Source organism: Rhodococcus sp. BP-332, assembly GCF_019836065.1.
GTDB lineage: Bacteria > Actinomycetota > Actinomycetes > Mycobacteriales > Mycobacteriaceae > Rhodococcoides.
Window position 1 is genome coordinate 329082 of sequence record NZ_JABUEC010000005.1, and the last position, 20640, is coordinate 349721.

At 69.0% G+C, this 20640-nt stretch carries 19 protein-coding genes; 12 read left to right on the forward strand and 7 right to left on the reverse strand.

What is annotated here, in order from left to right; genetic code table 11:
* Positions 1-14 precede the first annotated feature (14 nt).
* Together pdxH and HQ314_RS19845 are read left to right on the forward strand one after the other, a co-directional pair.
* Positions 15-626 carry a pyridoxamine 5'-phosphate oxidase gene (gene pdxH / locus HQ314_RS19840; RefSeq protein WP_222651032.1) on the forward strand — a complete coding sequence of 204 codons (612 nt, stop codon included), beginning with the start codon at positions 15-17 and terminating at the stop codon, positions 624-626.
* Complete coding sequence (locus HQ314_RS19845; RefSeq protein ID WP_222650998.1) at positions 623-1885, forward strand: MFS transporter; 1263 nt, start codon at positions 623-625, stop codon at positions 1883-1885. Before pdxH ends, HQ314_RS19845 begins: the two co-directional genes overlap by 4 nt.
* Here the strand turns inward: HQ314_RS19845 and HQ314_RS19850 are convergent.
* Positions 1876-2793 carry an NAD-dependent epimerase/dehydratase family protein gene (locus tag HQ314_RS19850; protein WP_222650999.1) on the reverse strand — a complete coding sequence of 306 codons (918 nt, stop codon included), beginning with the start codon at positions 2791-2793 and terminating at the stop codon, positions 1876-1878. The genes HQ314_RS19845 and HQ314_RS19850 overlap by 10 nt on opposite strands.
* Positions 2794-2891: 98 nt before the next feature.
* Here HQ314_RS19850 and HQ314_RS19855 point away from each other — a divergent pair, with 98 nt between their 5' ends.
* Positions 2892-3590, forward strand: a complete 699-nt coding sequence (locus HQ314_RS19855; protein ID WP_222651000.1) for a TetR/AcrR family transcriptional regulator — start codon at positions 2892-2894, stop codon at positions 3588-3590.
* Here HQ314_RS19855 and HQ314_RS19860 read toward each other — a convergent pair.
* On the reverse strand, positions 3577-4323 hold the full coding sequence (locus HQ314_RS19860) for a CPBP family intramembrane glutamic endopeptidase (protein WP_285187886.1): 747 nt from the start codon (positions 4321-4323) through the stop codon (positions 3577-3579). The genes HQ314_RS19855 and HQ314_RS19860 overlap by 14 nt on opposite strands.
* A gap of 53 nt (positions 4324-4376) precedes the next feature.
* Here HQ314_RS19860 and HQ314_RS19865 point away from each other — a divergent pair, with 53 nt between their 5' ends.
* Genes HQ314_RS19865 through HQ314_RS19875 form a run of 3 tightly spaced genes read left to right on the forward strand, consistent with a single transcriptional unit; the run spans position 4377 to position 7634 of the window.
* Complete coding sequence (locus HQ314_RS19865) at positions 4377-5351, forward strand: aldose 1-epimerase family protein (protein ID WP_222651001.1); 975 nt, start codon at positions 4377-4379, stop codon at positions 5349-5351.
* Positions 5348-6274, forward strand: coding sequence for a carbohydrate kinase (locus HQ314_RS19870; protein WP_222651002.1), 927 nt, complete (start codon positions 5348-5350; stop codon positions 6272-6274). The genes HQ314_RS19865 and HQ314_RS19870 overlap by 4 nt, the downstream gene beginning before the upstream one ends.
* Before the next feature lie 52 nt (positions 6275-6326).
* Positions 6327-7634 (forward strand): citrate synthase, encoded by a 1308-nt coding sequence (locus HQ314_RS19875; protein WP_037183979.1) that lies wholly within the window; start codon positions 6327-6329, stop codon positions 7632-7634.
* Between the two features lie 36 nt (positions 7635-7670).
* Here the strand turns inward: HQ314_RS19875 and HQ314_RS19880 are convergent, their stop codons facing one another.
* A complete protein-coding gene (locus HQ314_RS19880; RefSeq protein ID WP_222651003.1) occupies positions 7671-8468 on the reverse strand; it encodes a carbon-nitrogen hydrolase family protein in 798 nt (265 codons plus the stop codon).
* 59 nt (positions 8469-8527) lie between these two features.
* Here HQ314_RS19880 and HQ314_RS19885 point away from each other — a divergent pair, with 59 nt between their 5' ends.
* Complete coding sequence (locus HQ314_RS19885; protein WP_027504209.1) at positions 8528-9169, forward strand: GntR family transcriptional regulator; 642 nt, start codon at positions 8528-8530, stop codon at positions 9167-9169.
* Here HQ314_RS19885 and HQ314_RS19890 read toward each other — a convergent pair.
* Positions 9166-10527 carry an MFS transporter gene (locus HQ314_RS19890; RefSeq protein ID WP_222651004.1) on the reverse strand — a complete coding sequence of 454 codons (1362 nt, stop codon included), beginning with the start codon at positions 10525-10527 and terminating at the stop codon, positions 9166-9168. The two genes, HQ314_RS19885 and HQ314_RS19890, sit on opposite strands and share 4 nt — an antisense overlap.
* Positions 10528-10628: 101 nt before the next feature.
* Between HQ314_RS19890 and HQ314_RS19895 the strand changes: the two genes are divergently transcribed.
* Both HQ314_RS19895 and HQ314_RS19900 read left to right on the forward strand, forming a co-directional pair.
* Positions 10629-11315: a DUF2848 domain-containing protein gene (locus HQ314_RS19895; protein ID WP_056447514.1), complete on the forward strand. Its 687-nt coding sequence runs from the start codon at positions 10629-10631 to the stop codon at positions 11313-11315.
* A 70-nt stretch (positions 11316-11385) separates the two neighbouring features.
* Positions 11386-11742 carry an FKBP-type peptidyl-prolyl cis-trans isomerase gene (locus HQ314_RS19900; RefSeq protein ID WP_027504206.1) on the forward strand — a complete coding sequence of 119 codons (357 nt, stop codon included), beginning with the start codon at positions 11386-11388 and terminating at the stop codon, positions 11740-11742.
* Positions 11743-11767: 25 nt separating this feature from the next.
* On the opposite strand, the gene HQ314_RS19905 is transcribed toward HQ314_RS19900, so the two are convergent.
* Together HQ314_RS19905 and HQ314_RS19910 are read right to left on the reverse strand one after the other, a co-directional pair.
* A complete protein-coding gene (locus HQ314_RS19905) occupies positions 11768-13087 on the reverse strand; it encodes a sensor histidine kinase KdpD (protein WP_222627756.1) in 1320 nt (439 codons plus the stop codon).
* Between the two features lie 56 nt (positions 13088-13143).
* A complete protein-coding gene (locus HQ314_RS19910) occupies positions 13144-13851 on the reverse strand; it encodes a response regulator transcription factor (protein WP_222651005.1) in 708 nt (235 codons plus the stop codon).
* A gap of 232 nt (positions 13852-14083) precedes the next feature.
* Here HQ314_RS19910 and HQ314_RS19915 point away from each other — a divergent pair, with 232 nt between their 5' ends.
* The 3 genes from HQ314_RS19915 (at position 14084) to HQ314_RS19925 (ending at position 18742) form a co-directional block, all read left to right on the forward strand.
* Complete coding sequence (locus tag HQ314_RS19915; RefSeq protein WP_027504203.1) at positions 14084-16261, forward strand: glutamine synthetase III; 2178 nt, start codon at positions 14084-14086, stop codon at positions 16259-16261.
* Between the two features lie 151 nt (positions 16262-16412).
* On the forward strand, positions 16413-17348 hold the full coding sequence (locus HQ314_RS19920) for a triacylglycerol lipase (protein ID WP_222651006.1): 936 nt from the start codon (positions 16413-16415) through the stop codon (positions 17346-17348).
* Positions 17349-17386: 38 nt separating this feature from the next.
* Complete coding sequence (locus tag HQ314_RS19925; RefSeq protein WP_222640866.1) at positions 17387-18742, forward strand: deoxyribodipyrimidine photo-lyase; 1356 nt, start codon at positions 17387-17389, stop codon at positions 18740-18742.
* A gap of 13 nt (positions 18743-18755) precedes the next feature.
* Here the strand turns inward: HQ314_RS19925 and HQ314_RS19930 are convergent, their stop codons facing one another.
* Positions 18756-20639, reverse strand: a complete 1884-nt coding sequence (locus HQ314_RS19930; protein ID WP_222651007.1) for a propionyl-CoA synthetase — start codon at positions 20637-20639, stop codon at positions 18756-18758.
* Position 20640 lies beyond the last annotated feature (1 nt).

Below are 20640 nucleotides of genomic sequence, written 5' to 3' on the forward strand. Positions count from 1 at the left end.
TCGACCTGGCGGATATGCGGGTGGCGTATGGCGGGGACGACGATCTCGAGGAGAGCGACCTCGCCGACGGCTGGCTCGGGCTCGCCCGTGTGTGGTTGCAGCAGGCGATCGACGCGCGTCTGCCGGAACCGAATGCCATCACACTCGCGACGGTGGACGCGGACGGCCGACCGGCGACCCGCACGGTGCTGTGCAAGGAGTTGTCGGAGTCGGGTGTCGTCTTCTACACGAACTACGGATCCGCGAAGGCCCGCCATCTCGAGTCGACGCCCTTCGCATCGGCGACGTTCCCGTGGATCGGCATCCAGCGCCAGCTCACGGTGCGCGGACCGGTCACGCGGGTGAGCGCCGACGAGACGGCTGCCTACTGGTCCACCCGGCCGCGGGGGTCGCAGCTCGGTGCGTGGGCGTCGCAGCAGTCGAGCCCCATCGGATCGCGTCAGGACCTGGAACGGCACCTCGCCGACGTGACCGACAGGTTCGAGAACCAGGATGTGCCGGTGCCTCCGAACTGGGGCGGCCTCCGCATCGCGCCCGAGTCCGTGGAGTTCTGGCAGGGCCGGAACAACCGTCTGCACAACAGGCTGGTGGTCACGGCGTCCGGCGTCGAGCGTCTGCAACCGTGAGACTTCTCGCCGACACCACTCCTCTCCAGAATCCCGATTATCGACGCCTGTGGGCCTCGGGCGTCGTCACGGTCATCGGCGCCCAGCTCTCGGTCGTCGCTGTGCCGCAACAGATCTTCCAGATCACGTCGAGCTCGGCGTACGTGGGGCTCGCGGGTGCGTTCGCGTTGATTCCTCTCGTCGTGTTCGGGCTGTGGGGCGGGGCGTTGGCCGACGTGATGGACCGGCGCACCCTGCTGATGATCACCACGGTGGGGATCGGCGCGACGTCGTTCATGCTGTGGCTGCAGGCGCACCTGGGACTGGACAACGTGTGGATCGTGTTGGTGCTGCTCGCCGTGCAGCAGGGCTTCTTCGCGGTGAATCAGCCGACGCGCAGCGCCATCATTCCGCGCCTGATTCCGTTGCGGCAGTTGCCCGCTGCCAACTCACTCAACATGACGGTGTTCAACTTCGGTGCCATCGCGGGCCCGATGCTGGCCGGTGCGTTGATTCCGGCGTTCGGGCTGCCGACGCTGTACCTGCTCGACACCATTGCGCTGTCGGTGACCCTGTGGGCAGTCGCGCGACTGCCGAAGATTCCGCCGACGGGGGAGTCCCGACGCGCGGGTCTGCGCGAGGTGTTCCAGGGGTTCGCCTACCTGGCGACGCAGAAGGTGCTGCTCGCCTCGTTCGTCGTGGACATCATCGCGATGGTGTTCGGGATGCCGCGCGCACTGTTCCCCGAGGTGGCCACCGAGACGTTCGGTGACCCGGCCGAGGGTGGACTCGTCCTCGGACTGCTGTTCGCGTCGCTGTCGGCGGGCGCGGTGCTGGGCGGAATCTTCTCGGGGTGGTTACCGCGCGTGCAGCGTCAGGGTGTCGCGGTGATCGCGTGCATCGTGGTGTGGGGCGGCGCGATGATCGGGTTCGGCGTCTCCGTGGCGCTCGCGACCGTCGGTCAGCGAGGGTGGGCGCTGTACCTGGCGCTGGGCTTCCTGGCGATCGGCGGCGGCGCCGACATGATCTCCGCCGCGTTCCGGAGTTCGATGCTGCAGTCCGTGGCCACCGACGACATGCGTGGCAGGTTGCAGGGAGTCTTCATCGTGGTGGTCGCGGGCGGCCCGCGGGTGGGCGACGTCCTGCACGGCGCGGCCGCCTTCATGGTGGGTACCGCGGCCGCGGCGGCGGGCGGCGGGGTGCTGGTCATCGTCGGCGTGATGATCGCGGCCCTCGCCATCCCGGCCTTCGTCAAGTACCGCGTCACGGCTCACACCTGAGCGGTGCGGCGGCACACCTCCGCCCAGGGAGTGGGCTCGATGCCCAGCATCTGCTGTGACCGCGTCGAGTCGAGGACGTAGGGCGCGGTGCGCTGGTAGGACAGCTGGTTCAGCTCCCGCAGCATCGGTACGGCGAGACCCGCCGCCCGCGTGATCACTCGGGGTACGACGCGTACGGGCACCGGGGGTCTGCCCACGGCCGCGAGTGTGTCGGTGATCGCCTGCCGCAGTGTCACCGCGGGATTGGTCGGCGCATGCCACACCTGACCCCATGATTCGGGAGTGTCGACGGCGGCGATCAGTGCCCGCGCCTCGTCGAGGACGTCGGTGAACGAGTGCGGCACGTCGGCCGCATCGATCGCCCACACTGCCTTGCCGTCGAGCGCAGCGGGGAGGAGGCGCGTGACGTGGCCGTTCGCGCCCACTCCCGTTCCCACGTAGTCGGATCCGCGTACCTCGACGGCGCGCAGAGAACCGGCGCGGTGAGCGTCGGCGAGCTCCGCCCACATCTGGGCCCGCAGCACACCCTTGTGGTCGGTGGCCGCGTCGGGCATTCCCTCGCGCATGACACCGCCGGCGACGGGCCCGTACGGGTAGAGGGTGCCCGTGACAGCCAGGACGGCGCCTGTCCGTTCGGCAGCGGTGCGCAGCGACCGCGCCAGAGGCGGCCACACCTGATGCCACTGCGTGTAGTCGCTCGGGTTGGCGCAGTTGTACAGCGCGACGGCACCGTCCGTGAGGGCGCTGAGAGCGTCGGCGTCGGAGGCGTCGAGCGTGGCGGAGGTGACGCCGGGGGCCGTGGTGCCGCGACGGGAGACGAGAACGACCTCGGAGCCGCGGTCGGCGAGCAGGCGGGCGACGTGGGTACCGACGGGGCCGGCCCCGACGACGACGTGACGATCGGACATGGGAAACACCTTCCGTAGTGGAGAGCACCGCTCTCGCCACAACTATGAGAGCACCGCTCTCGAAAGTCAAGAGCGGTGCTCTCGGTTACTGTGAAGGCATGCCCACGCCTCGGGAGACCGCCCGCACGGAGACGATGGCCGCGATCCTCGGCGCAGCTCGGACCCAGCTCGCCGACATCGGACCCGCGGCGCTGTCCCTGCGCGCCGTGGCGCGGGAGATCGGCATGGTGTCCTCGGCCGTCTATCGCTACGTTGCGAGTCGGGACGAGCTGCTCACGGCACTGATCGTGCAGTGCTACGACGAGCTGGGTGCGGCCCTCGAGGATGCGGATCCGCAGAGTGGGAAGCCCGTCGACCGCTGGGTCGCGGTGTGTGACGCACTGCGATCGTGGGCCGCGGCGCACCCGCACGAGTACGCGCTGCTGTACGGCTCGCCCGTGCCCGGCTATCGAGCGCCGCAGACGACCGTCGGTCCGGCCACGCGCCCGACTCTCGTGGTGGTGAGCATCGTCGTCGACGCGCATCGGTCCTCACCGCCGGTCCGTATCGAGCACGACATCTATTCACCGGCGCGCGACTTCGTCGTGGAGCACTATCGCCAGGCCACCGGTGAGGACGTCGGCGGCGTGATGACGACCGACCTGGTGGCCCGCACGTTGTCGGCGTGGATCACGGTCTTCGGCGCGGTGTCGTTCGAGCGTTTCGGCCATCTGGTCGGCGTCACCGAGGACACCGGCGCGTTCTACGCCGACATCGTGCGGGATCTGGCGGCGTCGCTCGACCTCAGTGGAAGGTGACGTGCCACACCGCGAGTGCGGCCAACGCGCCGGCGCCGTTGAGTGCCCAGTGCAGACCGATGGGAGCGAGGATGCTCCCGCCGCGATGGCGCAGCCAGGTGAAGACGAAGCCGGCGACCGTGGTCCCGGCGACCGCGCCGCACACCCCGATGATCTGGCCGAACAGTCCGGTTCCCAGCACGGCGGAGAACCCGTCGTTGCCCACTGTCAGGCCGAGTGACGACGCCACGTGCCATAGGCCGAAGAGCAGCGAGCCGATGACGGCGACCGCGCGAATGCCGAAGCGCCGCGACAACTTCGCGTGCAGGACGCCGCGGAACGCGAGTTCCTCGGGAATGACGGTCTGGAGCGGGATGATGACGAGGGCCGCGAACAGCGTGGCGCCGACGTTGACGCCGTACCGCTCGTTGAGGAAGGCGCTCTGGGTGAGGGGGATCGAGGCGGCGATGGCCACCACCACCAGCGTGAGTCCGGCCGCAGCGGCGCCGTGACGGGCTCCGCGCCCGATGTTGCTCAGCCCGAGGTCGCTCCACTGGACGCCGCGCGCACGAGCGAAGGCGAGCAGGATCAGGGCGCCGACCGGCACCGCGGCGACCGCGATGGGAGTGGGCGCGAAGTGTGCGGTCAGGTTGAAGACCACAAGGGCGGCGACGACCACGACGATGTCGACGAGGGTCCTGTCGAACCAACGGCGGGATGTCACCGGTTCGGTGGCGACGACGACTGTGGACACTCGATCCACCGTACAGAGAACGGCGCGTCACATCAGGGCGGTAGCGTGCTGCCATGGTCGACGACGCGCCATCCGCCCTGTCCCATTCGCTGCGCCACGGTGCGTACAGAGCCGACGTCGCCGCCACCGGTGCGGGACTGCGAGCCCTCGAGCATGCCGGCCGGCGGCTCACCGAGACGTGGGACGCGGGCAGGCCGGAGGCCGGTCGGGATCGGGTCGCCGTCAAGCCCCCGTTGTCGGCGGGGCTGGTGTTGGCGCCGTGGCCCAACCGCACGCGCGACGGCCGGTTCACGTTCGACGGTGAGACACATCAGCTCGAGATCACCGAACCGGCACGGAACAACGCGAGTCACGGACTCGTCCGCCGACGGGAATGGGACGTCGCGGAGCGGTCCGACTCGTCGATCACCCACACCATCGACATCGGTGGCGAACCGGGATGGCCGTTCGCGCTGCGGCTGACAGCTCGGCACAGCCTCGGCGACGACGGATTGACCGTCACCCACACGGCCACGAACATCGGCGACCGCACCGCGCCGTTCGGCATGGGCGTCCACTCGTTCGTCCGCGCAGGCGATGCGCCCCTGGACGAGTGCACGCTCCGACTCTCGGCGGGTGTGCGTCTCCCGCTCGACGGCGAGCGCAACCTGCCCAGCGGCGGCCCCGTGCCCGTGCAGGACACGGACCTCGACTTCGCTGCTGCGCGGAGCCTCGCCGGAGTCTGGCTCGACACCCCGTTCAGTGCCCTCGTCCCGGACGCGGACGGCATCGCACGGCAGTACCTGACGCCGCCGGACAGCGCGGCCACCGTTCTGTGGACCGACGCGAACTTCCCGTGGGTGCAGGTGTTCACGGCGGATCCGGCGCACGATCAGGCCTACCCGGACCGCGGCCGAGCCCTGGCGATCGAACCGATGACGTGCCCACCGGACGCGCTGAACTCAGGGGTGGGGCTGATCGTGCTGGAGCCGGGGGAGACCTGGACCGGGAGCTGGGGCATCCGGGCGGACGACGGGAGCGCCTCGTGACGATCCTCGTGTGCGGCGAGGCGCTGGTCGATCTGGTGCCGGATCGCCAGGGCGGTGGTCCCGCGTTGACACCCAAGCTGGGCGGCGGCCCGTTCAACGTCGCAGTGGCGCTCGGTCGGCTGGGCGCGGACGTGCAGTTCCTCTCCCGGATTTCCCGCGACCCGTTCGGCCGCGACCTGGTGGCGTGGCTGGAGGCATCGAAGGTGGGACTCGACCTGCTCCAGCGTGGGCCGGAGCTGACCACGCTCGCCCTGACCGTGCTCGACGCGCACGGCGCCGCCGAGTACTCGTTCTATGCAGACGGCACTGCGGACCGACTCGTCGAGGCGCCCGCGACCATCCCCGAGTCGGTGACCGCGGCGTCGTTCGGCACGCTGTCGCTGCTCTACGAGCCGGGCGCGAGCGTGTACGCGGCGCTGCTCGCGAGGGTGCACGACGCCGGGGTCCTGACGATGCTCGATCCGAACATCCGCCCGGCCGCGATGACGGACGGCGACGGTTACCGCGCCCGGTTCCGTACCTGGCTTCCGTCGATCGACATCCTCAAGGTGTCGGTCGAGGACGCGGGATGGCTGGGGGAGGGGCCGCAGGGCACCACCGTCCGAGACTGGTTGGACGCGGGCGTGACGGCCGTCGTCGTCACGCGCGGCGGGGACGGACTGTCGGTGGTCACCGCGGCCGGCGAGACAGTCGTCCCCGGTGTGTCGGTGCAGGTCGCGGACACCATCGGTGCGGGCGACACCGTCCACGGGGCGATGCTCCACCACCTGACGGAGCACGGCGTGCGCTCGTCGGCGGACCTTCTGCGACTCGATTCACAGGCCTGGACGGCGGCTCTCACGTTCGCCGCGAAGGCAGCCGCCATCACCGTGTCACGACCGGGGGCGGACCCTCCCTGGGCGGACGAGGTCGGCGACGACTAGTTTTATCGAGACACCACAAGTTCCGTTACACCGAGCTCGAGAGGGACCCTTCGTGCCCGCTGAGAATGCCGACAACGCCGCCACCGCCAAGCTGATCTATCCCGGCGGCGAACACGAGATGACCATTGCGAGAGCGACCGAAGGCAACGACGGTATCGAGCTGGGCAAACTGCTCGCGAACACCGGGTACACGACGCTGGACGGTGGGTTCGTCAACACGGCCTCCACCAAGTCCGCCATCACGTACATCGACGGTGCCGAGGGCATCCTGCGCTACCGCGGATACCCGATCGACCAGCTCGCCGAGAAGTCGTCGTTCCTCGAGGTCAGCTACCTGCTGATCTACGGGGAGCTGCCCACCACCGTCGAGTTGGAGAACTTCACCGACCGCATCCGTCGGCACACCCTGCTGCACGAGGACCTCAAGCGCTTCTTCGACGGCTTCCCGCGCAACGCGCACCCGATGCCCGTCGTCTCGTCCGCGGTCAACGCGCTGTCCGCGTACTACCAGGACTCGCTCGACCCGAACGATCCCGAGCAGGTCGAGCTCTCGACGATCCGTCTGCTGGCCAAGCTGCCGACCATCGCCGCGTACGCGTACAAGAAGTCGGTGGGCCAGCCGTTCCTGTACCCGGACAACTCGAAGAGCTACGTCGAGAACTTCCTGCGCATGACCTTCGGTTTCCCGGCCGAGCCCTACGAGGCCGATCCCGAGATGGTCAAGGCGCTCGACATGCTGCTCATCCTGCACGCCGATCACGAGCAGAACTGCTCGACGTCGACGGTGCGCCTGGTCGGCTCGTCCGACGCCAACCTCTTCACGTCCATCTCCGGCGGCATCAACGCACTGTGGGGTCCGCTGCACGGCGGCGCCAACCAGGCCGTCCTCGAGATGCTCTACCGCATCCAGAGTGAGGGCGGCGACAGCGCCGACTTCCTGAAGCGGGTCAAGAACAAGGAGGACGGTGTCAAGCTCATGGGCTTCGGACACCGTGTCTACAAGAACTACGACCCGCGCGCGGCCATCGTGCGCAAGACGGCGCACTCGATCCTCGAGAAGCTCGGCACCAACGACGAGCTGCTCGACATCGCGATGAAACTCGAAGAGGTCGCCCTGTCCGACGACTACTTCGTCGAGCGCAAGCTGTACCCGAACGTCGACTTCTACACGGGTCTCATCTACCGCGCCATGGGCTTCCCCGAGCGCATGTTCACGGTGCTGTTCGCGCTCGGCCGCCTGCCCGGGTGGATCGCGCACTGGCAGGAGATGCACCAGGACCCGAACGCCAAGATCGGCCGCCCCCGTCAGATCTACACGGGCTACACCGAGCGCGGCTACGAGGGCATCGACGGCCGCTGATCGGCCCGCCCCTCGCGACACCCCCGACGCGGTGCGTCAGAACTTCCGGTTGGCCAACACCGGCAAGTTCTGGCGCACCGCGTCGATCTCGTTCGGGTCGATGTCGAGCGTGAGCAGACCGGGCGCCGCGCCGAGCTGGTCGAGCACGTGGCCGGTGGGGGACACCACCATCGAGTTGCCGACGCCCACGGGTGCCGAGCCGGAGATCTCGATACCCGACTCGGCGGGGTCCGCCTGCCCGCAGGCCGCGAGGAACGTCGTCGAGTCCAGTGCGCGGGCGCGGGCGAGCAGTGTCCACTGATCCACCTTGCCGGGGCCGCGGCCCCACGACGCGGCGACGACGGTGAGCAGGGCGCCGCGGTCCGCGAGGGTCTGGAAGAGGCCGGGGAAGCGAATGTCGTAGCACGTCGCGAAGCCGACACCCACGCCGTCGATGTCGACGACCACCGGCTCGGTTCCCGGTGCGACGGTGTCGGACTCGGCGAAACCGAACGCGTCGAACAGGTGGATCTTGTCGTACGACGCCTCGACGCCCCCGCCGGTGATCAGCAGGGTGTTGCGCACCCGCTCGTCACCGCCGACGGCCGGGGTGAACATGCCGGCCGCGACGGTGATGCCCGCGTCGTCGGCGATCTCGCGCACCGCGGTGGCCCAGGGGCCGTCGAGCGGCTCGGCGACGTCGGCGATCGATCCGCCGAATCGGCGCATCGTGGCCTCGGGAAGGACGCACAGCCGGGCGCCCGCGTGCACGGTGTCACGGACGGACGAGCGCACCAGGTCGAGGTTCTCGTTCGGATCGCGGGACGCGGTGATCTGGGCGAGGCTGATTCTCATGCGGTGCTCCTGACGTCGGCGTGCGGGGTGTCGAGGGTCGTGACTGGTATACACACAGTATGCAAGAACAGTCCGGTCGCGAGCGCGCCTATGTCTATCTCCGCGACCGCGTGCTGTCCGAACCGGCGTTCACGGGCACGTTCCTGAACGAGGGCGAGCTGGCGTCGCAGATCGGGGTGTCGCGCACCCCGGTCCGAGAAGCGTTGCTGCTGTTGGTGTCCGAGGGTCTCATCGAGATGGTGCGAGGCCGGGGCGCGTACGTGCCGCCGATGTCCGGGCGCCAGATCGGTGAACTGATGGACCTGCGCGGCGTGCTCGAACGGCACGCCGCGGAGAAGGCGATCGACGCTGGGAACGTACCCATCGCGGCGATGACGGCCACTCTGGAGTCGCAGGAGGCCCTGGCTGCCGGTGCCGCCGAGGATCACGCTCGAACCTTCATCGACCTCGACGGGACGTTCCACCAGGAACTGATCGACTCCGCAGGCAGCGAGTTGCTGTCCCGGACGTACGCCGGGCTGCGGGCGCGGCAGTTGCGTGCCGGATTGTCAGCGCTGTTCGGCGCTCCCGACCGCAAGCGCCAGGTGTGCACCGAGCATCGCGCGATCGTCGACGCGTTGGCCTCGGGGGATCTGGCCGCGGCGTCCGCGCAGATCGATGCACACCTGGACGTCACCATGCGAATCCTGCTGCGCGGCTAGCTCTCCCGTGCCGAGAGCTGCTCGGCGCCGAGGTTCTGCGCGACGTAGCTCTCCTCCTCCGCGGGATCGGGACCACGGCCGAGTGCCAGGCCGAGGACGGTGAGCACACCCATCGCCGTGATGTAGACGAAGACGGGCACCCAGCTGTCGGTGCGGTCGAGCAGGAACGTGAACATCAGGGGAGCGATCGCGCCGCCGAAGACGCCGGCGATCGTATACGCCAGCGACGCGCCGGTGGAGCGCAGGCGCAGGGAGAACTGCTCCGTCACGAACGCGGCCTGCGGCCCGTACATGAACGAGTGGAACGTCAGTCCGACCACGACACCCAGGACGAGCATGCCGAACGAGCTGCCGCCGATGAGGAGGAAGAAGACGGCCACCCACGCGACGCCGCCCACGGCCGCGACGGCGTAGAGCAGTCGCCGGTTCACGATGTCGGACAGGGCGCCCGCCAGCGGGATGGTGGCCAGCTGGAACGCCGAGCCGATGAGGATGGCTGTGAGCACCTCGCTGCGCACGAAGCCGAGCTTCTGCACGCCGTAGGTGATGGAGAAGACGGTGAAGAGGGCGTAGATGACGTCGGGCGCGATGCGCGAGAGGATCGCGGCGACCAGGGGGCGGCGCTGCTCGCGGAACACCTCGGTGATCGGTGCCGCGGGTCGGTCGCCGCTCTCCTGCAGCGCCTTGAACACCGGGGTGTCCTCGAGCTTCAGGCGGATCCACAGTCCGAAGCCGACCAGAACGGCCGACAGCAGGAATGCCACGCGCCAGCCCCACGACTCGAACTGCTCCTCGGTGAGGGCGAAGGTCAGGGCCGCGAGAGCGCCGTTGGCCATCAGGTTGCCGGCGGGCGGGCCGATCTGCGCCGCGGACGACCAGAATCCACGCTTGCGCGGATTGCCGTACTCACTCGAGAGCAGGACGGCACCGCCCCACTCGCCGCCGACGGCGACGCCCTGCGCGAACCGCAACGCCACCAGGATGATCGGCGCCGCGACGCCGATGGTCGCGTAGCCCGGCAGCAGTCCGATGAGGAACGTCGTGACGCCGATGAGCAACAACGTGATGACGAGCAGCTGTTTGCGTCCGATGACGTCGCCGAGGCGGCCGAAGACGAATCCGCCGATGGGTCGCGCGACGTACCCCACGGCGTAGGTCGAGAACGCGAGCAGCGTTCCCGTCAACGGGTCGCTCTCCGGGAAGAAGATGATGGGGAAGATCAGTGCGGCCGACGCGGAGTAGACCGCGAAGTCGTACCACTCCAGTGCCGTACCGGTCAGGCTGGCAGCGAAAGCCTTGGTCAGCGCAGTCTGGTCGGGACGCACCGCCCCTCGGCCGTCGGGTGTCGTGCCGTCCATGGGATGTCCTTTCGGGTGTCGTGGTTCATATACTTGCTGTATACAAGACGTATGCGCAACCCCTCGTGCGCTCCCGAAACAGAGAAGTAACAGGAGAAATGATGACGACACTGACCTTCGAACTTCCCGACGGTTCCACCGAGTCGGTCACCGTGACCACCCTCCTGAACGCCGGGTACGCGGGCCGTGACCAGGCCGAGGTCGCGTCCCACATCGCCGAACTGGCCGAGCTCGGCGTTCCCGCACCGACCACCATTCCGGCGATGTACCCCATTTCGCCCTACCTGGCACAGCAGACCTCCGAGGTGCACGTCCAGCACGGACACACCTCGGGCGAGGCGGAGTGGGCACTGGTGATCACGGGTCCCACCCGCGACGACGTGCTGCTGACCGTCGCGTGCGACCACACCGATCGCGATCTCGAGGTGCACAGCGTCGCGTGGAGCAAGAACGCCTCACCCGACGTGCTCGGCACCGGGGCCTGGCGGCTCGCGGAGGTGGCCGACCGCCTCGACGACATCACGCTGCGCGCCCGGGTCGGAGACGACGAGACCTTGATCCAGGACGGCACTCTGGGCGATCTGCTCTCGCCCGATCACTGGCTCGACGTCCTCACCGAGCGGGGGCTCTTCCGGGCGGGCACGGTGCTGATGTCCGGCACGGTGTCGATGGTTCCGGGGGTGGACCAGTTCGCGAGCGCATGGAAGGTCGAGCTGCGCGACCCGGCGACCGATCGAACTCTGACCTGCGCTTACCGCACCGTCGCCATGCCGTCCCCGATAGGCTGAGCGCAGTCACGTTACAGTCGATCGGTACAGGACATCGTCGTTCGGTATCAGTCGACTACAGGAGTTCATCGTGACCAAGCCCGAGATCGAGTTCCAGGCCGGCCCCCCTCCTACCGACCTCGTGGTCCAGGACATCACGGTCGGTGACGGCGCGGAAGCCGTTCCCGGCGGCACCGTCGAGGTCCACTACGTGGGCGTCGAGTTCGAGAGCGGCGAGGAGTTCGACTCGTCCTGGAACCGCGGCGAGTCCATCACCTTCCCGCTGCGCGGCCTCATCCAGGGCTGGCAGGACGGCATTCCCGGCATGAAGGTCGGCGGACGCCGTCAGCTCACCATCCCGCCGGAGCTCGCCTACGGCCCCGCAGGTGCCGGACATCGGCTGTCGGGCAAGACCCTCGTCTTCGTCATCGATCTGCTGAACGCCTGACCTCTGCTCCGCAGATTCGACGGGCTCACGCCACGTCGAGCACCAACCTCGCACCGCCCAGCGGGCTCGCCTCCAGATGCACCGTTCCACCGTGCAGGTGAGCCTGCTGGGCGACCAGTGCGAGCCCGAGTCCGGATCCACCCGCCGCGGCTCGTGATCCGCGCTCGAAGCGTCCGAAGACACGTTCCCGCTCGTCCTCCGGGACGCCGGACCCGTTGTCGTCCACGCTGATTCGCGCGCCCTCCGCCGTGCGCGCCACGCTGATCACCACGGTCGTCGCGCCGCCGTGACGCACGGCATTGAGCACGGCGTTGTCGAGCGCCAACCGTAGTCCCGTGGGATGACCCAGGGCGGACACCGGCCCGTCGGCCTCCACCCGCACCCGCGTCTCCGGCAACGTCCGCGCGGCGTCCCGTGCGACGAGGTCGGCGACCTCCACGACGTCCACGCTCACCCGGTCCGCGTCGGTGGTCAGCTCTCCGGTGGCCAGCCGTTCCAGCGCGGCGAGAGTCGATTCCACCCGGCCCTGCGTGCGCTGCAGGTCGTCGAGGATCTCCTGCCGCTGCTCGGCCGAGAGATCGAGCGTGCGCAGCACCTCGATGTCGGTACGCATGGCGGTCAGCGGCGTCCGCAGCTCGTGCGCCGACACGGCGGCGAAGTCGCGGGCCGTCTCGAGGGCGCTCTCGGTGCGCGCCTGGGCGTCCGACACTCGCTGCAGCATGTCGCCGACGGCGGCCGCGAGGGCGTCCGCCTCCCGCACACCCGTCGACTTGCGGGGTGGTGTCGGCGGGTCCTTCGCGACGTCGTGCGTGAGCCTCATCAACGGGCGAACTGCCCGTCCGCCGAGGATCCAGCCGAGTGCCGTCGACGCGCCGACCGCCAGAGCGCCGGCCTGCAGCACCTGCCGCTGCTGGTCGTCGGTGATGTCCTGCGCCTCCGACAACGGCACCGCGATGGACACGGTGACGTCCGTCCGGTCCGGCACCGCGGCGGTGTAGACGCGGAACGGGGTGCCGTCGACGTCGGCGGTCGCCGAACCGAGCGGCATCGCGGGGAGCTGCGGCTGAGTACTGGCCCGCACCTGATCGGTCTGCCTGATCGTGATGGCGAAGGCCTCGGACCTGCTCAGGCTCCCGAGGAACATCTCGAACGTCTGCGCACGCGGCACCACCACCTCCGATGCGGTCTCGAGCCGACGGTCGAGCTGCAGGATGTTGTTGCGGGAGATGGCCGCTGCGACGTACCAACCGACGAGCGAGACGATGATGAGGGCGCCCAGGGCGGTGGCGGCGGCCACGCGGGCGCGCAGCGAGAAGACCCGGGAAGGCCGGAGGCCGGTCGTCATGCGCCGGGAAGGCCGGAGGCCGGTCGTCATGCGCCGGGAAGGCCGGGGGCCGGTCGTCATGAACCCGTGCGCAGGACGAAGCCGACGCCGCGGACGGTGTGCAGGATCCGTGGCACCCCACCGCTCTCCATCTTCCGGCGCAGGTACCCGACGAAGACGTCGACGACGTTGGTGTCGGCCACGAAGTCGTACCCCCACACCAGTTCCAGGAGCCGCTCCCGGCTGAGCACCACTCCGGCGTTGTGCGCGAGGACGGCGAGGAGTTCGAACTCGCGCTTCGTGAGGTCGAGGGGCCGCCCGTCGATGGTGGCGCGGTGGCCCGGCTCGTCGAGGCTCAGCGGCCCGACCACCACGGCGGCAGTGGCCGGGACGCTGGTACCGATGGTGCCGCGGCGGCGCAGCATCGCGTTGATGCGTGCCACCAGTTCGGCGAGGACGAACGGCTTGGTCAGGTAGTCGTCGGCGCCGGACTCGAGGCCCGCGATGCGGTCGTCGACGGAACTGCGCGCGCTCAGGACGCACACCGGGACGTCGTTGCCGCGGGCGCGCAATGCGGTGACCACGCCATTGCCGTCGAGGACGGGCATGTTCATGTCCAGCACCACGACGTCCGGATCCTGCGCACCGACGAGGTCGAGAGCGGCGGCGCCGTCGCGAGCGGTGAGCACGGTGAACCCGGACAGCCGCAGTCCGCGCTCGATCGAGGCCAGCACGTCGACGTCGTCGTCCACCACGAGGACGGTGGGCTGGTCCGGAGCGGTCATCCGTCGATTGTGCCGGAACGACCGTGGTGTGCGGATGCGCCCCGCGCCGCGGGAGTCGACCTGTGTGCAGTGATCCGCGCTCACCGCGGATCAGTGCACACAACCGGCCACGCCGGGAACGATCGCGGTGGTCACGTCTGCGCAATCTTCCCGGAACAGAGCGTCTCTATCGTCTCTCGAAGCCGTCGGTGCATCCAGCGCGGTCGGGGTCGAGCATGCAAGGGGTATCACGATGAGCGCGAACACGGTCCGTCTCCAGGCTCTGCGAGCGGTCGAGGCGTACCAGCCTCCCGCCGTCAGCTACACCGACACGGAGACCCCGGGTCAGGTCTTCGGCGAGAACGTGTTCAACCGCGTGGTGATGCAGAAGCGCCTGCCGAAGTCGGTCTACAAGTCGGTGATGAAGACGATCGAGCACGGTGCGCCGCTCGATCCGATGGTGGCCGACGCGGTGGCGTCCGCGATGAAGGACTGGGCCATCGAGAAGGGTGCGACGCACTACGCGCACGTGTTCTACCCGCTGACGGGTCTGACGGCGGAGAAGCACGACAGTTTCCTCGAGCCGGTGTCGGACGGTTCCGCGTTGGCGGAGTTCGCCGGCAAGACGCTGATCCAGGGCGAACCCGACGCGTCGAGTTTCCCGAACGGCGGTCTGCGCAACACCTTCGAGGCGCGTGGTTACACGGGGTGGGACGTCACCAGCCCGGCGTACGTCCTCGAGAATCCGAACGGCAACACGCTGTGCATCCCGACGGTGTTCGTGTCGATGACCGGTGAGGCACTGGACCACAAGACGGGTCTGCTGCGCTCCCAGCAGGCGATGGGCCGGCACGCCGAGCGCATCCTGACGCTCTTCGGACACGAGGATCCCGAGCACGTCGTGTCCTTCTGCGGACCGGAGCAGGAGTACTTCCTCGTCGACCGGCACTTCTTCCTGGCGCGTCCGGATCTGCTCAACGCGGGGCGCACCCTGTTCGGTGCGAAGCCGCCCAAGGGTCAGGAGTTCGACGACCACTATTTCGGCGCGATTCCCGAACGCGTCCTGGGCTTCATGATGGACACCGAGCGCGAACTGTTCAAGCTCGGCATCCCGGCCAAGACCCGGCACAACGAGGTGGCGCCCGGACAGTTCGAGATCGCGCCGATGTTCGAACGCGGCAACATCGCCGCGGATCACCAGCAATTGCTCATGACGACGTTCAAGACCATCGCCAAGAAGCACGGCATGGAGATCCTGTTTCACGAGAAGCCGTTCGAGGGCGTCAACGGGTCGGGTAAGCACGTCAACTTCTCGTTGGGCAACTCGGAGCTCGGCAGCCTCCTGGTCCCGGGGGACACCCCGCACGACAACGCACAGTTCCTCGTCTTCTGTGCTGCGGTGATCCGCGCGGTGCACAAGTACGCCGGGCTGCTGCGTGCATCGGTGGCGTCGGCCACGAACGATCACCGACTCGGCGCGAACGAGGCTCCGCCGGCCATCATCTCGATCTTCCTGGGTGACCAGCTCGCCGACGTCTTCGACCAGATCGCCAAGGGCGCGGCGACGTCCTCGAAGGGCAAGGGCACCATGATGATCGGGGCGGACACGCTACCCGTGCTGCCCACCGATCCGGGCGACCGCAACCGTACGAGCCCGTTCGCGTTCACCGGCAACCGATTCGAGTTCCGCGCCCCGGGGTCGATGCAGACGGTGAACGAGCCGATGGTCGTCATCAACACGATCATGGCCGAGTCGCTCGACCACATGGCCACCGAGCTCGAGACGGCGGTCGCGGACGGCGTCGACTTCGACACTGCCGTCCAGAATCTGTTGACGCAGATCATCACCGACCACGGCGCCGTCGTCTTCAACGGTGACGGGTACTCGGAGAACTGGCCCATCGAGGCGGAGGCGCGGGGTCTCGCCAACCTGCGCACGACGCTCGACGCGTTGCCGGAGCTCATCACCGACGAGGCGCTGGCCCTCTTCTCGAAGTACGACGTGTTCAACTCGCGAGAGATGCACAGCCGCTACGAGATCGGGCTCGAGCAGTACGCACTCACCATCGGTGTGGAGGCTCGGTTGACGCTCGAGATGGGCACCACCATCGTGCTGCCGGCGGCAGTGCGGTACCAGACGGAGGTCGCCCAGAACCTGGCCGCGCTGCAGGCGGTGGGCGTGGAGATCGACAGGGCACCGCTGGACACCGTGTCCGTGCCGCTCGCGGCTCTGCGGGCCGGGCTGGCGACGCTGAAGGGCGCGCTGGACGCCGACACCGGGCACGACGCGCTCGGCGAGGCGACCCACGCCAGGGACGCACTCCTTCCGGCCATGGCGGAGGTGCGGGCGGCGGCCGATCAGCTCGAGGACATCGTCGCCGACGACCTGTGGCCGCTGCCGACCTACCAGGAGATGTTGTTCGTCCTGTGATGCACGCGGCGCGCTGGTGACATTCACTCGAGGCGTGCCGAATGTCCGTTTTCCGTGCGGCACCACCTCCGGCGGGCGGTAGCTTCCCCGTCGGGGGTGATGCGGCATGGGGTCGTCGGGATCAGGATCGTCAGGGTGGAATGCAGGGTCGTTGTTCGCGCTACCGGTTCGGGTCGGGTTGGTCCTGACCGCGGTGGCGGCGACGGTGGTGGTCAGCGCCGTCACGGCGGTCGCAGCGCCCGCCGACCCGGCCGTCGGCTCCACCTACGCGTGCAGCGGCGACGTCGCGGGTGCGGCGGAGGACCCTGTGGTGTTGGTGCACGGCACCTGGACGAACAGTGTCGAGGACTTCGGCGCGGTGCTCGAACCGTGGCTCACGCAGACCGGTCGACCGTTCTGCACGGTGGAACTACCTCGGCGCGCGACGGTCGACGTGCAGATCAGCACCCGCTTCGTCGTGGACGCCGTGCTGCGCACCGCGAACACCCGCGGTGGCCCGGTCGATCTGGTCGGCCACAGCCAGGGCGGAACTCTCGCGGCGTGGGCGGTGAAGTCCGATCCCGAGGTCGCCGCGGTGGTGGACGACGTGGTCGGGCTCACTCCGGTGGGTGCTCCGCAGGACACCGATGCGGTGTGCGCGGCGCTGGGCGGCTGTGCGGCGCCCATCTGGCAGTTCTCGGAGGGTTCCGACTTCATGGCCGCACTGACGTCGACGCCGTTCCCGGCGGGCACGTCGGCCACCACGATCTCGACGGCGTTCGACGAGCTGGTGCGACCGGCCCCGGCCGCCGGCGCGATGGCCGGGGCGTCGAACCTGGTGATCCAGGACGTCTGCCCCCTGAAGTACGTCTCCCACGTCCTGCTTCCGTCGGACGCCACGGCGATCGCGATGCTGGCCGACGCGTTGGACAACGACGGCCCGGCCGTCGAGTCGAGGGTGGGCACGCAGAGTTGTCTCCAACTCACTCCGCCAGGAACCGATCCGCTCGGCCCGCTGCGTACCGCGCCCACCGCCATCGCCGGCCTGGTGGACGCGCAGATCCAGACGCAGATGCTACCGGCCGAGCCGGCCTACACCGGACCCTGACGTTCGGCCGGGGCGCGGAACGGGTACGAACGTCTGTCATGAGCTCTTCTGCACCCTCCGTCCTGTGGTTCCGCCGCGACCTGCGCCTCGGTGACCACCCGGCACTGGCCCACGCCGCCGAGGACGGCCGGGACGTGCTGGCGCTGTTCGTGCTCGACGATCACCTCCTCGGCCCGTCGGGTGCCGCGCGCCGCGACGTGCTGTTCCGGTCGTTGACAGCGCTGGACGATCAGCTCGGCGGCCGCCTGATGGTGGTGAAGGGCGATCCGGTGGCCGCGGTTCCGGCCGTGGCGAAGGCCGTGGGAGCGGACGCCGTACACGTCAGCGAGGACTACGGTCCGTACGGTCGACGCCGCGACGACGCCGTCGCCGAGAAGGTCGACCTGGTGCGGACGGGGTCGCCGTACGCGGTGTCGCCCGGCCGCATCGTCAAGGACGACGGCGAGGGTTTCAAGGTCTTCACGCCGTTCTACCGCCGCTGGCAGGACCACGGCTGGCGCGGCCCCGCCGACACCTCCGCGTCGTCGGCGTCGTGGATCGATCCGGACGACGTGTCGGGCGGCCGCAAGCGAGTGACCATTCCGACGGAGAAGACCCGTGCGGACGTCGAGGCCGGCGAGCAGGCGGCGCTGTCCTCGTGGGCGGACTTCCGCGACGACCGTGCGACCGGGTACGACGACGAGCGCAACCGTCCGGACAAGGACAGCACCAGCCGGATGTCGGTGCACCTGAAGTACGGGACCATCCATCCGCGCACCATGCTGGCCGATCTGGCCTCACTGAAGAACGACGGCTCGGAGGCGTACCGACGCGAGTTGTGCTTCCGAGACTTCTACGCCGACATCCTCTTTCGCCGACCGGACAGCGCTCGGGAGAACTACGACAAGAGGTTCGACAAGATCGAGCTCGACTCCGGGCCGCACGCGGACGAGCTCTTCCAGGCGTGGTGCGACGGCACGACGGGCTTCCCCATCGTCGACGCGGGCATGCGCCAACTGGTCTCGGAGAACTGGATGCACAACAGGGTGCGGATGATCGTCGCATCCTTTCTGGTGAAGGACCTGCACCTGCCGTGGTGGCGGGGTGCACGCTTCTTCCTGCAGCACCTGATGGACGGCGACATCGCCAGCAACCAGCACGGGTGGCAGTGGACCGCGGGCACGGGAACCGATGCGTCGCCGTACTTCCGGGTGTTCAACCCCACGACGCAGGGCGAGAAGTTCGACCCGAACGGCGACTACGTGCGTCGCTGGGTTCCCGAGCTCCGCGGTGTCGAGGGTAAAGCCGTGCACGCTCTGAAGAACGGACGGCCGGAGGACTATCCCGAGCCGATCGTCGACCACAAGCACGAGCGGGAGGAAGCGCTCCGACGCTTCGGCGCGCTCAAGTCCTAACTGTGCGGTCCGTTCAGGGCCTGAAGAGGGCCGCCAGGGCGTCGAGCACGGACGCGTCCTCGATGGTCGACGGCACCACCACCTCGTCGCCGTCGACCATCTGGCGCATCGTCTTGCGCAGGATCTTGCCCGAGCGTGTCTTGGGCAACGCCTGTACGACGGTCACGTCACGGAACGTGGCAACGGCGCCGATGTCCTCGCGAACGGCCGCCACGAGTTCGGAGCGCAGGGTGTCGTCGTCGATGTCCACGCCGGTCTTGAGCACGACGTAGGCGCTGGGGCGTTGACCCTTCGTCTCGTCGTGGATGCCGATCACGGCGCACTCGGCGACGGCCGGGTGGGCGCCGACGACGGCTTCGATACTGCCCGTGGACAATCGGTGCCCCGCGACGTTGATGACGTCGTCGGTGCGCCCCAGGACGTAGACGTAGCCGTCCTCGTCGACGTAGCCCGAATCACCGGTGAGGTAGTATCCGTCGAACGCGGCGAGATACGACGACAGGAACCGGTCGTCGTCCTGCCAGAGTCCGGCGAGTGTGCCGGGCGGCAGGGGGAGTTCGAGCACGATGTTGCCCTCGGTGCCGGCGGGTACCTCGGCCCCCGAACCGTCGACGATGCCGACGTGGAACCCGGGCACCGGCACCGTCGGTGAGCCCGACTTCAGCGGCATCGGTTCCAGCCCGCGGAGGTTCGCGCAGATAGCCCACCCCGTCTCGGTCTGCCACCAGTGATCGACCACCGGTCGGTCCAGGATGCGGGACGCCCACGCGAAGGTGTCCGGATCCAGGCGCTCGCCGGCGACGAACAGGGTTTCCAGGGACGACACGTCGTGATCGCGCAGCAGCGCGGCCTCCGGATCGACCTTGCGTACGGCGCGCAGTGCCGTGGGCGCCGTGAACAGCGCACGCACCCCGTAGTCCTCGATCACTCGCCAGAACGCGCCCGCGTCGGGGGTGCCGACGGGCTTGCCCTCGTACAGCACCGTCGTCGCTCCGGCCAGCAACGGGCCGTAGACGATGTAGCTGTGGCCGACCACCCAGCCCACGTCCGAGGCGGTCCACATGACCTGGCCGGGTCCGACGTCGTAGATGTTGGTCATCGACCAGCGCAGCGCGACGGCGTGTCCGCCGTTGTCCCGGACGACGCCCTTCGGCTTCCCGGTGGTGCCCGAGGTGTAGAGGATGTAGAGCGGATCGGTCGCCGCGACCGACACGGGATCCGCGGGGGTCGCGGCGTCGAGTTCCCGGTGGAAGTCCAGCCAGTCGCCCGGTGCCTCGATGTCGATCTCCGGTCGGCGCGTGAGGAAGACCGCACGCGGGGACGACGTCGACATGGCGAGGGCCGCGGCGACGGGTGTCACGTAGTCGACGGTGCGTCCGGGTTCGAGACCACCCGTGGCGGTCACGATCGCGACGGGATCCGCGTCGTCGATGCGCACGGCCAGTTCCTTCGCGGCGAACCCGCCGAACACCACCGAGTGGACCGCACCGAGGCGCGCACAGGCGAGCATCGCGACGACGGCCTCCGGGATCATCGGCATGTAGAGCACGACGCGATCACCCGCACCGACGCCGCGAGCGGCGAGCGCCCCCGCGAAGCGGGACACCCGGTCGAGGAGTTCGGAGTAGGTGAACGACACGCGAGCGCCCGTCATGGCGGAATCGTGGATCAGCGCGGTCCGATCGCCGGCACCGGCCGCGACGTGGCGGTCGAGCGCGTTGACGCACGTGTTCAGTCGACCGTCCGGGAACCAGCGGTGGAAGGGTGCGTTCGACGAGTCCAGGGCGATGGTCGGCGCGACGTCCCAGTCGATCGCCCGCGCCGCCTCGAGCCAGAAGGCGTCGGGGTCGGCGGCAGCGGCGTCGTAGGCCTGGCGGTAGGCGCCCGATTCGGTCATG

Bases quoted from the DNA above. Each gene is read 5' to 3' on its own strand.
- HQ314_RS19895 (WP_056447514.1), top strand. From the start codon at position 10,629: ATGACGACACTGACCTTCGAACTTCCCGACGGTTCCACCGAGTCGGTC.
- HQ314_RS19905 (WP_222627756.1), bottom strand. From the start codon at position 13,087: ATGACGACCGGCCTCCGGCCTTCCCGGGTCTTCTCGCTGCGCGCCCGC.
- HQ314_RS19880 (WP_222651003.1), bottom strand. From the start codon at position 8,468: ATGAGAATCAGCCTCGCCCAGATCACCGCGTCCCGCGATCCGAACGAG.
- HQ314_RS19910 (WP_222651005.1), bottom strand. From the start codon at position 13,851: ATGACCGCTCCGGACCAGCCCACCGTCCTCGTGGTGGACGACGACGTC.
- HQ314_RS19850 (WP_222650999.1), bottom strand. From the start codon at position 2,793: ATGTCCGATCGTCACGTCGTCGTCGGGGCCGGCCCCGTCGGTACCCAC.
- HQ314_RS19890 (WP_222651004.1), bottom strand. From the start codon at position 10,527: ATGGACGGCACGACACCCGACGGCCGAGGGGCGGTGCGTCCCGACCAG.
- HQ314_RS19855 (WP_222651000.1), top strand. From the start codon at position 2,892: ATGCCCACGCCTCGGGAGACCGCCCGCACGGAGACGATGGCCGCGATC.
- HQ314_RS19915 (WP_027504203.1), top strand. From the start codon at position 14,084: ATGAGCGCGAACACGGTCCGTCTCCAGGCTCTGCGAGCGGTCGAGGCG.
- HQ314_RS19865 (WP_222651001.1), top strand. From the start codon at position 4,377: ATGGTCGACGACGCGCCATCCGCCCTGTCCCATTCGCTGCGCCACGGT.
- HQ314_RS19885 (WP_027504209.1), top strand. From the start codon at position 8,528: ATGCAAGAACAGTCCGGTCGCGAGCGCGCCTATGTCTATCTCCGCGAC.
- HQ314_RS19925 (WP_222640866.1), top strand. From the start codon at position 17,387: ATGAGCTCTTCTGCACCCTCCGTCCTGTGGTTCCGCCGCGACCTGCGC.
- HQ314_RS19930 (WP_222651007.1), bottom strand. From the start codon at position 20,639: ATGACCGAATCGGGCGCCTACCGCCAGGCCTACGACGCCGCTGCCGCC.
- pdxH (WP_222651032.1), top strand. From the start codon at position 15: ATGCGGGTGGCGTATGGCGGGGACGACGATCTCGAGGAGAGCGACCTC.